The 11,078-nt window shown below is 69.6% G+C and carries 9 protein-coding genes; 7 read left to right on the top strand and 2 right to left on the bottom strand.

Going from position 1 to position 11,078, the window contains the following annotated elements; all coding sequences use genetic code 11:
* Window positions 1-506: 506 nt before the first annotated feature.
* From IRZ30_RS12200 to IRZ30_RS12180, 5 genes are all read left to right on the top strand, one after another.
* Window positions 507-941 carry a hypothetical protein gene (locus tag IRZ30_RS12200; protein ID WP_294085485.1) on the top strand — a complete coding sequence of 145 codons (435 nt, stop codon included), beginning with the start codon at window positions 507-509 and terminating at the stop codon, window positions 939-941.
* Window positions 942-943: 2 nt separating this feature from the next.
* Window positions 944-1,723, top strand: coding sequence for a ribonuclease III (rnc, locus tag IRZ30_RS12195; RefSeq protein WP_294085484.1), 780 nt, complete (start codon window positions 944-946; stop codon window positions 1,721-1,723).
* Window positions 1,707-2,681, top strand: coding sequence for a ribose-phosphate pyrophosphokinase (locus tag IRZ30_RS12190; RefSeq protein ID WP_294085483.1), 975 nt, complete (start codon window positions 1,707-1,709; stop codon window positions 2,679-2,681). The genes rnc and IRZ30_RS12190 overlap by 17 nt, the downstream gene beginning before the upstream one ends.
* An 888-nt stretch (window positions 2,682-3,569) precedes the next feature.
* Window positions 3,570-5,699, top strand: coding sequence for a penicillin-binding protein 2 (gene mrdA / locus IRZ30_RS12185; RefSeq protein ID WP_294085482.1), 2,130 nt, complete (start codon window positions 3,570-3,572; stop codon window positions 5,697-5,699).
* Between the two features lie 133 nt (window positions 5,700-5,832).
* Window positions 5,833-6,684: an MBL fold metallo-hydrolase gene (locus tag IRZ30_RS12180; RefSeq protein WP_294085481.1), complete on the top strand. Its 852-nt coding sequence runs from the start codon at window positions 5,833-5,835 to the stop codon at window positions 6,682-6,684.
* Window positions 6,685-6,795: 111 nt separating this feature from the next.
* Here IRZ30_RS12180 and IRZ30_RS12175 read toward each other — a convergent pair whose 3' ends face one another.
* Window positions 6,796-7,953: a M20 family metallopeptidase gene (locus IRZ30_RS12175; protein WP_294085480.1), complete on the bottom strand. Its 1,158-nt coding sequence runs from the start codon at window positions 7,951-7,953 to the stop codon at window positions 6,796-6,798.
* A 383-nt stretch (window positions 7,954-8,336) separates the two neighbouring features.
* Between IRZ30_RS12175 and IRZ30_RS12170 the strand changes: the two genes are divergently transcribed.
* Complete coding sequence (locus IRZ30_RS12170; RefSeq protein ID WP_294085478.1) at window positions 8,337-8,819, top strand: isoprenylcysteine carboxylmethyltransferase family protein; 483 nt, start codon at window positions 8,337-8,339, stop codon at window positions 8,817-8,819.
* Between the two features lie 73 nt (window positions 8,820-8,892).
* Window positions 8,893-9,684, top strand: a complete 792-nt coding sequence (locus IRZ30_RS12165) for an aspartate dehydrogenase (protein ID WP_294085476.1) — start codon at window positions 8,893-8,895, stop codon at window positions 9,682-9,684.
* A 459-nt stretch (window positions 9,685-10,143) separates the two neighbouring features.
* Here IRZ30_RS12165 and IRZ30_RS12160 read toward each other — a convergent pair whose 3' ends face one another.
* Window positions 10,144-10,992: a hypothetical protein gene (locus tag IRZ30_RS12160; protein WP_294085474.1), complete on the bottom strand. Its 849-nt coding sequence runs from the start codon at window positions 10,990-10,992 to the stop codon at window positions 10,144-10,146.
* Window positions 10,993-11,078 lie beyond the last annotated feature (86 nt).

Below are 11,078 nucleotides of genomic sequence, written 5' to 3'. Positions count from 1 at the left end.
GCCCACTGAAGGGGCTAGGGACGCTGGTCCCGGTAGGTGGCCGAATCGGATACGCCTCGATGTAGCCATCATAGCCCCTTCAGTGGGCTTACCCACTATGCAGCCCGGCGGCTTGAGCCCCGGGCACGGGCCGAGCGCGGGGATCCTTACATCACCCATCCTCGGTAAGCACGGGCCATGATTGCAACCCGGTACCGCCGCACGATGAAACGCCAGCCCGCTTCTGCCACGGGTACCGACTGCCCTTCGAGCCCCCACAGCATGCATTCCGCACCACCGGTGACGCATGACGTATGACGCATGACGCACGACCCATTTCCGTGGCAAACCGCGTGCGGCAGGGGTGGCGCGGGCGTGCGGCAAGAGGACGCCGTGTTGTCCTTGCTGTGAGCATGAGCCCGCACCCGGGTGATCTGTAACCCTCGGCGCATCAGTCGCGTTGGCGCGGTGGGGCGGGTTTCCTATAATGACATCAGGCGGCAGCGGGGTGCCGCGGAGGAGCCGGCGTGCCGGGCGATATCGACCGACTACTCAAGTACATCGTGCATCACTACACGGCGCGCGAGGAGATCAAAGACGTCGAGCTCGACGCCTCGGCGGCCGATGATATCGTCGCGGGCCAGCGGCGTGCGCTGCGTGAAGAGGAGCAGCGTGCGGAAGCGCTCGCGGCGCCCTTTCGCGAGGGGTTGCGTCGCGCCGAGGCCGCGCGACGTGCCGGCGGCGATGCCATCTCGCTCGACGACCGCGACCCGCAGGACAACCTGATCGCCGATGCGCTGGTCCACTTCCTCGTCGGTCCGGGCATGGCGACCTCGTCCACCCGCGAGACGGAGCCAATGCACTACATCTACACCATCTCGATCGATTGGGATCAGGTGGCCGCCGTCGCCCGCCGGGCGAATGTGGATCTGGATGCCGTCATCAACCGGGCGGGGGCGTGAGTATGACGGCGGCACAACGGATGGAGAGCCAGCGCGATCCGAAGTCGGACGACCGCCCGGAACGCGCAGCACAGCGGCTGGGCATCGAGTTCCGCGATCTGGATCTGCTGCGGCTGGCGTTGACCCATCGCTCCTACCTCAACGAACTCGGCATCTCCCAAATCGAAGCGGTGCGGGATTCCAACGAGCGCCTGGAGTTCCTGGGCGACTCGGTTCTCGGCATGATCACTGCGGAGTTCCTCTACCGGCGCTTCCCGCGGCTTCCGGAGGGGATGCTCACGGCCTACCGCACCGCGCTGGTCCGCACCGAGACGCTGGCGCGCTGGGCACGACGCTTCGGGTTGGACGAGTTGCTCTACCTCGGCCGCGGGGAGATGACCTCCGACGGGGAGATCCGCGACCGGATCCTGGCCGGGGCGTTCGAGGCGGTGATCGCCGCGATTTACCTGGACCGCGGTATCCGCGCCACCCGGCGCTTCCTGCGCCAGCTCCTGATCGAGGACGCGGAGCAGATCATCACCGAGGGGCAGGAGACCAACTACAAGGGACGGCTGCAGGAGCTCGTGCAGGAGCACATGCGGGTGACTCCGATGTATCGCACGGTGGCGGTGTCTGGCCCCGCGCACGACCGGGTTTTCACCGTCGAGGTGGTCGTCGGCGGTGAATGCCTCGGCGTGGGGACCGGGAGCAGCAAGCGCGCTGCCCAGCAGGAGGCGGCACAGAGCGCGCTGGCGCGGCTGGCCGCGGAAGGGATAACCGAGAACCATGACCGGCCGCTATGATCAGTTGACCATCTTCGGCGGCAACTCCAACCCGGATCTCACCCGGGAGATCTGCAATTACATCGATATCCCGCCCGGCCGGATCGAGGTGTTCCGGTTCAGCAACGAGAACATCTTCGTCCGCATCGGCGAGAGCGTGCGTGAGAACGACGTCTTCGTCGTCCAGTCCTTCAGCAGCCCGGTCAACGACAGCATCATGGAGCTGCTGATCATCATCGACACGCTCAAGCGGGCCTCGGCTGGACGCATTACCGCGGTCATCCCCTACTTCGGCTACGGCCGCACCGACAAGAAGGATCAGCCGCGTGTGCCGATCACGGCGCGCCTCATCGCCGACCTGATCACCGTCGCCGGGGCCGATCGCGTCCTGACCGTCGACCTGCACGCCGGGCAGATCCAGGGCTTCTTCAACATCCCCGTCGACGAGATGACCGCCATGCCGATCATCGCCCGCTACTTCCAGGATAAGCGGCTGGAACGGCCGGTCGTCGTCTCGCCGGACCTGGGGAACACCAAGCGGGCACGCAACTTCGCCGAAGAGTTGGACGCGAGTCTCGCCATCATCGAGAAGCGCCGGGTCGGGAACGTCGACAAGACCGAGGTGCTGAACCTGATCGGCTCGGTCGAAGGGTGCCAGGCGGTGCTGGTGGACGACGAGATCGACACGGCCGGCTCGATCACTCAGGCCGCCCAGGTCTGCATCGAGAACGGTGCGGTCGAAGTCTACGCCGCCTGCACCCATCCGGTTCTGAGCGGCCCGGCCATCGAGCGGCTGGCGCTCAGCCCGATCCGGGAAGTGGTGGTGAGCAACACTATCCCGATCCCCCCGGAGAAGCGGATCGACAAGATCACGGTGCTCTCGGTCGCCCCGCTGCTGGGTGAGACGATCCAGCGCATCCACACCGGGGCCAGCGTCAGCCCGGTCTACCGGGGCGTTGGCAGCAGGACGATCCGTTAGCGCATCAGTCGAACGCCGGCATGCATGCCGGTGTGTGTCCAGGGGGTTACCTCTGGGCTGACACCGCGAAGCCGGCTCTAGCCGGCTGGGGCTCATGAGGGTTCCGATTCGCATGAAACGGTGTCCGCCGGTCGGCACGTGCCCGGGGCTCATGGACTTTGACGAATGATAAGGGTGTACGCGGTCGGTATGTGTCCGGGGCTCAAGCCGCCGGGCTCACAATCAAAGCCGGCTGAAGCCGGCTGGGATCGCGGTACGGAGCAGACCCCGATGCGCCGGTTCCGCCGCTCGGCCCGTGCCTGGGGCTCAAGCCACCGGGCTGACACGGCGAAGCCCACGGAAGGGGCTGGGGACGCGGTCCCCGCTGGGAGGCCGAACCGCGTACGCCGGGATGTCGCCATCACAGCCCCTTCAGTGGGCTTACCAAAATATCAGCCCGGCGGCTTAAGCCCCAGGCACATGCCACGCGGTGAGGCACAACGCCGGGCGGTGAGCCATGCTCCGTCCCAGCCGGCTTCAGCCGGCTTTTCCTTGTCAGCCCGGTGGCTTGAGCCCCGGGCACGGGCCACGGCGTGGGATCCTTCACGCCACCTACCCCGGGCACGTACCGCCCGGCGAACGAAACCAGCAGCACAGCCGGCCCCCACCCAATCCCAAGAACGTACGCACCTTTTTCTCGCCTTAACCTTGACGCTGAGTCACCGCTGGTGGCAGAGTTCCGGGCACCGCTGGCGCGCCGATCCGGCCGAACCTCCCGGGGACGGAGCCGGCCGCCGCATCGATCACCCGGCGCGCAGCGCATGTCACACCGCTTGAGCAGGGAAGGTCCAGTCTGTGCCCGGATATCGGTCTCCCTACTCCCGCCGGCCACCCCGTCGCGGGAGCGTCGTGCCGAAGCTGGTGATGAGTGTCCTGGGGCTGGTCGTCGTCGTGCTCGGCCTGTTCCTGCTGGCCGACCGCCTGGATGGGCGCCTGCTGGGCAATACCGCGCTCACGGACGCCTCGCCCGTCGCCTCACCCAGCCCCGGGAGTGTCGCGGCGCTGCGAACCCCGCGCGATGTCGCCGCGGCCTTCACCCGCCTCTGGAACGCGGGTGACTATGCCGGGATGTACGAGTTGCTCTCGGCCCCCGCCAAGCACACCATCAGCAAGGAGGACTTCATCGCCCGCTACGAGGGGATCGCCCAGGAGATCGGCCAGACGGCGATCGAGGCGACGCTCCGGGACGCCGACCGCAATGCGCTCGAACAGCCCATGCACGTCAAGCGGGAGTCGGCCAAGGTCGGGACGCTGGAGGAAGACAACGTCATCCCCATCGTCGAGGAGGAGGACGGCTTCCGGGTCGACTGGACCCCGTCGGTCATCTTTGCCGACCTCGGTGACGGCTTCGTGCGGTGGCAGCCGGACATCCCGCAGCGCGGCCGCATCCTCGATCGCAAGGGTCGGCCGCTGGCGCACCTGGGCCAGATCAACAAGGTCGGCGTGGTCCCGGGGCAGATCCAGGACGAAGCCGCGATGCTCCAGACGTTGAGCCAGGCGCTCGGCATGCCGGAAGACGAGATCAAGAGCCGGTACGAGCACGGTCAGCCCGACTGGTTCATGCCGATCAAGAGCTATCCCGACCCGATGGACCCGGGCCTGCTGGAGCAGTTGGCCGGCATCCCGGGCGTCGTGGTGCAGAAATGGCCCGAGCGCGTCTACCCCGCGGGCGATGCGGCCGCGCACGTCGTCGGCTACCTGACGGAGATCACCGCCGACGAGCTGCCGGAGTTGAGCGCCCGGGGCTACTCGGCCGGGGACGTCATCGGCCGCGCCGGGATCGAGGCCTGGGGTGAGCAGTACCTGGCCGGCAAGCGCGGCGGGCGGCTCGTTATCGTCGCGCCGGACGGCAGCGAGCGGCGGCTGCTCGCTGAAGTGCAGAGCGAGCCTGCCGCCGACATCGTCACGACGATCGACCTCGATGTGCAGCTCGCCGCCAAGCGTGCGCTGGGAGACAACACCGGGAGCGTCGTCGTCATCGACCCGAACAATGGCGCCATCCTGGCGATGGTCAGCAATCCGAGCTTCGACCCGAACAAGTTCATCCTGGGTCTCTCCGACGAAGATTGGGCTCGGTTCAACGACGAGGAGGCGCGGCCGCTACAGAACCGGGCAACCACCTTTGCCTACCCGAGCGGCTCGACCTTCAAGGTGGTCACCGCCGCGGCAGGGATGATCCACCTGGGCATGAACATGGAGAGCACGCTCACCTGTCCAGCGGCGTTCTCCCTGCCGGGCTCGTCCAATGTCTGGCGCGACTGGACCGGGGTCGACCAGGGCCCGATGACGCTCCACCGCGCGCTGGTGCGTTCGTGCAACACGTTCTTCTATCAGGTCGGGGTCCAACTCGATGAGAAGGATCCCAACCTCCTGGCGGAGACGGCGCGGGCCTTCGGCTTCGGCAACCCGACCGGGCTGGAGGAGTTGCCGGAGGTCGCCGGGACCGTGCCCGACCCGGCGTGGAAGCTGGAGAACATCCACGACGGCTGGGCGCGCGGCGACGCGGTGAACTTCGCCATCGGCCAGGGCTACTTCACGGCCACGCCGCTCCAGGTAGCCAACGCCTACGCCGCGCTGGCCAACGGCGGTACGCTCTGGCAGCCCTACCTGGTGCAGGAGGTCGTGGCGCTCGACGGCACCAAGATCTACACCCATCAGCCGAAGGAGATGGGTAAGCTGCCCATCTCCCAGGAGCAGATCGCCGGGATCCGCGCCGCGCTGGTCGATGTGGTCACGACGCCCAGCGGCACGGCCTACCGGGCCTTCCAGGGCGAGACGCACCCGGTGGCGGCAAAGACCGGTACCGCCGAGCACGGCCAGGAAGGGCGGCCTACCCACGCCTGGTTCGCGGCCTTCAGCCCGGTCGACGGTGCCCGGCTGGCCGCCGTCACCATGATCGAATACGGCGGCGAAGGCGCGATCGTCTCCGCACCCGTGACCCGCGAGGTGATCGACACGTTCTACGAGGTGAATCCGTAGCGTACGGCGTGTTGCGTATTCCGTACTCTCCCCTCTCCCCTGGTGGGCTCCGTCCGAGAGGGGCCGGGGGTGAGGGGGACGGATGACGCATGACGCAGTACGCACTACCCACCACCCACCCGGAGGGACCACCATGACGACCACCGATGCCCCCGGTTCCCAGGAGTACATCTGCGTCACCTGTGGCACGCAGTACCCGGCGAGCGCCCAGCCGCCGGCCGCCTGCCCCATCTGCGAGGACGACCGGCAGTACATCGGCCCCCATGGCCAGCAGTGGACCACGCTGGCCGCCATGCGGGGGCACTACCACAACCGCTTCGACCCGATCGAGCCCGGCGTCACCGGGATCATCACCGAGCCGAAGTTCGCCATCGGCCAGCAGGCCTTCCTGATCGAGACCCCCGGCGGCAACGTCCTCTGGGAGACGCTGACCTACGTCGACGAGACGACGGTGGCCGAGATCCAGCGCCGCGGCGGAGTGGAGGCTATCGCCATCTCCCACGCGCACTACTACGCGACGATGGTCGAGTGGTCGCGGATGCTCGGCGGTGTGCCGATTTACCTCCACGAGACGAATCGGCGCTGGGTGATGCGGCCGGATCCGGCGGTGCGCTTCTTTACCGAGGACACGCTGGAACTGGTGCCCGGGGTGACTGTCATCCGCTGCGGCGGGCACTTCCCCGGGGCGAGCGTGCTCCACTGGGCGGACGGTGCCGAGGGTCAGGGACTGCTCTTCAGCGGCGACACGATCCAGGTGGTGCCGGACAACCGGTGGGTGACCTTCATGTACAGCTACCCGAACCAGATCCCGCTTGACCCGGAGACGGTGCGGCGGATCGTCGCTGCGGTCGATCCCTACCCCTTCGTGCGGCTCTACGGCGCCTTCGGGCGCCACGTGCTGGCCGATGCCAAGGCGGCGGTACGCCGCTCGGCCGAGCGCTACATCGAGCACGTCCAGTCACCCGCCGCGAATGAGACGGTCTAGGTCTTCCCCGTGGGATCGGGCGGCTGACGTCGCCACGTGCCGGGAGCGTGGGGCGATGCCCACCCGACGGCTCGCCCCAGCGACACTGACCGGGACCGCGCGGCCCCGGGCTCACGCCCCCAGCGGGCTGAGGGCGATCCGCGTATAGATCTCCACGGCGTGGCGCAGCTCGGGGAGCGGAATGAACTCGTGCGCCGAGTGGGCATGGGCGATGCTCCCGGGGCCGAGCACGATGCTCGGGATGCCCCGCGCAGCGAACTTGCTCGCGTCGGTGCCGTAGGGCACGCCGGTCGGCTCCCCGGGGTAGCCCGCCTGCCGGCAGGCTTCGAGCGCCGCCTGGGCAATGGGCGCGTCCGGCGGGGTGTCGAGGCATCCGTCGACGATCCAGGGCTCCTCGCGCTCGACGGTGATCCACGGCTCTGCGCGCCGGAGGTCGGCCAGCACCGCATCGACCTCCGCCAGGGCGCTCGCTCCGGTTTCCTCGGGGATCAGCCGGCGGTCTACCTCGATCACGCATTCGGCCGGAACCACGTTGACGCCCGTGCCGCCCGCAATGGTCCCGACGCTGAGCGTCGGCCGGCCGAGCAGCGGGTGGCTACGCATTGCCAGGCGGGGTTGCAGCTCGCTGCGCAGGGCGTGGACCACTTCCGCCATCTGGTCGATCGCATTCAGCCCCTCGTCCGGCCGCGCGCTGTGAGCGGCGCGGCCGCCCGTGCGGATACGCCAGCGGACGCACCCCTTGTGGGCGACGACGACGCGCAGCTCGGTCGGCTCGGCCACGACGGCGGCTGCGATCGGGAGTCCCTCGTCGAGGAATCCGCGGACGCCCTGGAAGGTGGCCTCCTCGTCCATGACGGCAGCCAGCACGAGGTCCTGCGGCAGCTCGTCCCGCCGGGGCGCGAGTTCCGCGAGCGCGGCCAGCATCGCCGCCAAGCCGCCCTTGACGTCGCAGGCGCCGCGGCCGTAGAGGCGGTCGCCCTCAATGCGCGGGCGCAGCGCCGCCTCACCCATGTCCAGGATCCCGACCGTGTCCATGTGCGCCTCGAAGACCAGCGCCGGGCCGGGGCGGCCGGAGCGGAGCGTCGCAACCACATTCGGACGGCCCGGCAGGATGTCCCGGGTGTGCACTTCCGCGCCGGCGGTGCGGCAGAAGTCGGCCACGAACTCGGCGATCGCGCCCTCGCCGCTGGCCGGGCCGGGGTAGGCCGGATTGACGCTCTCAATCGCGACGAGCTGCGCCAGCAGCTCGACGACATCCACCGCACTCATGCGTCGCTGCCTCCTGTGATCTCGGCTCGCTCCGGCACCAGAGCCGTCTTGGTGGCCAGTCGCACGGCTCCCCTCCTCTCCTGGTGCAATCGCCACCGGCCCGTTGCGCTGGCGCGGTGGCAGGCCTTCATCTTCTCGGTGCCGGTGCGCTTCGGTCAAGCGAGCCTGTTCCCCCATTCTCCCCGACCAGGATCGGGCTGTCGCCTGCACCCGGTTCATCCCGCAGCGATATCGAGGACTCCGGGGTCGCGTTCGTGCTGGTGTGTGCCGTGCGGTGATGCACTGCCCCCTTGCCGCTCGGCGGCTTGCGCGGTATCACGGACCCCACAGCGGACACCGGAGGCGCCGTCCGCGGGCGGCGCTCACGGCACGAGGAGGCCGACATGGACGACTACACGGCACATGAGGTCGCGGGCGTGATCGCTCCGCCGCCCCTGATCTACGCAGCGGGGCTCGGCCTGGGCTTCCTCCTCGACCGGATGCGTCCGGCCGCGCTGCTGCCTGCCCGGACACGCGGCCCGCGCCGCGCGGCGGGCGGCGCGCTCATCGCGGCCGGGGCCGGCATGAGTGCCTGGGCCGTGCGAACTATGGTGCGAGCCGGGACCGGTCCCAACCCGCGCCACCCGGCGACCGCGCTGGTGGTCGACGGCCCGTTTCAGTACACGCGCAACCCGCTCTACCTCTCGCTGACCGCGATCTACCTCGGCATCGCTCTACTGCGGAACGCCCTCTGGCCGGTCCTGATGCTCCCCGCCGTGCTGGCGGTGATCCGGCGTGGGGTGATCGAGCGGGAAGAGCGTTACCTCCTCTCCCGCTTTGGCGAGTCCTACCGCGCCTACCAGGCCCGCGTCCGCCGATGGGTCTAGCGGGCGAGCCGGTGCGGCCGGGAGCGGAGGGTCGATGCGGGACTACGGGACCACGGAAGGCGGGAGGGGATCGATGACAACGACGCCGATGCGGGTGGGGATGATCGGCCTGGGAGCGATCGGGCAAGGCGTGCTGGCGCAGTTGGCGGCGATGCCGGAGGCCGCCGTGGACATCGTCGGCGTGCTCGTGCGCGATCCGTCCCGTCCGCGGCCGGCGGGCACGCCGCCGGTGGTCGGGACGGTCGAGGCCCTGCTTGCCCTGGAGCCGGAGGTGGTGGTTGAAGTCGCCGGACACGAGGCGCTCGCCCAGCACGGCCCCGCGGTGCTTCGGAGTGGGCGGGATCTGATCGCCGTCAGCGTCGGAGCCCTGGCCCGCCCCGAGGTGTACGACGCGTTGATCGCGGCCGCCCGCGCGGGTGGCGCGCAGATCACCGTCGCGTCGGGCGCCATCGGCGGGCTGGATGCGATCAGCGCGGCGGCGGTCGGGGGACTGACGCGAGTAACCCACACGACCCGCAAGCCCGCGACGACGCTCCTCGGCGCGGAGGGCGCGACGCTCACGGAGCCGCGCGAGCTGTTCCGCGGCACCGCCCGCGAGGGGGTGTTGGCGTTCCCCGAGAGCATCAACGTCGCGGCGGCCGTCAGTCTTGCCGGTGTCGGGTTGGATCGCACCGAGGTGGTCGTCGTGGCCGACCCGGCGATCACGCGAAACCGGCACGAGGTGGTGGTCGAGGGAGCATTCGGCAGCCTGCGGTTCGAGATCGAGAACGTCCCCACGACGGCGAACCCGAAGACCGGGCGCATCGTCGCCATGAGCATCGTGCGCGCCCTCCTGCGGCGCCGCGCGCCGTTCGTGATAGGGTGATGCGGTGCCGAGCGCGGGTGCCTCGCGAACACCTGTCCCTCCCGCGCGGTTCCGCGCGACGGGTCTGGGCGCGTGCCCGTGCGGGTGGTGGAAGGATCCCGCGGCGTGGCCCGTGCCCGGGGCTAAAGCCGCCGGGCTGACTAATGGGTAAGCCCACTGAAGGGGCTGTGATGGCGACATGCAGGCGTATCCGATCCGGCACCCCGCTGGGCATAGCGTTTCTAGCCCCTTCAGTGGGCTTCGCGTTCTCAGCCCGGCGGCTTTAGCCCCGGGCACGCACCGGGCGGTAAACACCGTGTCACCCGGAAGTGGACCCTCTTCCCCCAGCCCGCTTTAGCGGGCTTTTCCTTGTCAGCCCGGCGGCTTCAGCCCCGGGCGTTGGCAGACCCTCCTATCGTCGAAGGACCGCGGTTCGTGCGGATGGGCAGTGCGACGCCCGCGCTGCCGCCGTGCCCGCCCTCACCGCCAGAGGACGCGCATTTGGGTGGTGACGTCGAAGGGGTCGGCGCCGCGCTGGGTGGCGATGATGGCGCTCGCCTGCGGGTCCTTCCAGTAGATCGGCTCGCCAGTGCTCACGTAGCGGTTCCAGGCGCGGGCGAAGCGGTCGGCGCGCTGTCGATTGGCTGCCAGGTAGGAGGGGACGGCGTGGTACACCACCGCGCGGCCGCGGCGGCCGGTCCGCCGGAGGCGCAGCGCCAGGAGCGCGGTATCGAGCATGGAGCCCGGCGGGTCGGCGATGTAGCGCGGAATGATGTAGCGCGGAGAGGCCAGCGGGGCGAGTACTTCGTCCAGGGCTTCGGTGAAGCGGCGGCTGTCCGCCTCGGAGGCACCGGCGAGATAGCAGCGGTAGTAGCCGTCGGCTTGGGCCACGACGCGCACGGACTCGGCGCCCAGCTCCGGGGCGATGCCGCCGGTGTCCCGCAGCCCCTCGGCGACGGCTGCGGCGATGTCCTCCAGGGCGTCGGACGGCCCGAGCTGGCGGACCACCTCGTGCAGATCGCGGACGAGCCAGGCGCCACCGCCCGCGGTGGCGACGATGCCCGCGGCGAGACCCGCCAGGTCCGGCCCGGCCGCGGCCACGATGATACCGGCGGCTGCGCTGCCAGCCAGCACCTGACCGAGGCGACGGCGGAAGCGCCCGACCGCCCCGGCACCGGGCCGCGCCCCAGGGGTCAGCAGTCGGCTGCGGGAGAGACCCGGTGTCCGGCCGAAGCGCACCCGCACCGTGTGCGTCTCCCGCCCCTCATACGGCTCCCCGATGTTCCACCGGGCGTGGGCGGCCGCGCGCTCCTCGGCGCGGCGGAGCATCGCCGTGTTGATGGCGGCGAAGTGCGCGGGGTCGGGTGGGCCGTTCTATTTTAAACAACAACGAGACCACGAGAAAAAGCTAGGTT

Source organism: Sphaerobacter sp., assembly GCF_019683595.1.
Taxonomy (GTDB): Bacteria; Chloroflexota; Chloroflexia; order Thermomicrobiales; family Thermomicrobiaceae; genus Sphaerobacter.
The sequence above is the reverse complement of the archived record's forward strand: the minus strand, read 5'-3'. Positions and strand labels throughout refer to the sequence as shown.

Bases quoted from the DNA above. Each gene is read 5' to 3' on its own strand.
- rnc (WP_294085484.1), top strand. From the start codon at position 944: ATGACGGCGGCACAACGGATGGAGAGCCAGCGCGATCCGAAGTCGGAC.
- IRZ30_RS12165 (WP_294085476.1), top strand. From the start codon at position 8,893: ATGACAACGACGCCGATGCGGGTGGGGATGATCGGCCTGGGAGCGATC.
- IRZ30_RS12160 (WP_294085474.1), bottom strand. From the start codon at position 10,992: ATGCTCCGCCGCGCCGAGGAGCGCGCGGCCGCCCACGCCCGGTGGAAC.
- IRZ30_RS12175 (WP_294085480.1), bottom strand. From the start codon at position 7,953: ATGAGTGCGGTGGATGTCGTCGAGCTGCTGGCGCAGCTCGTCGCGATT.
- IRZ30_RS12190 (WP_294085483.1), top strand. From the start codon at position 1,707: ATGACCGGCCGCTATGATCAGTTGACCATCTTCGGCGGCAACTCCAAC.
- IRZ30_RS12180 (WP_294085481.1), top strand. From the start codon at position 5,833: ATGACGACCACCGATGCCCCCGGTTCCCAGGAGTACATCTGCGTCACC.
- IRZ30_RS12170 (WP_294085478.1), top strand. From the start codon at position 8,337: ATGGACGACTACACGGCACATGAGGTCGCGGGCGTGATCGCTCCGCCG.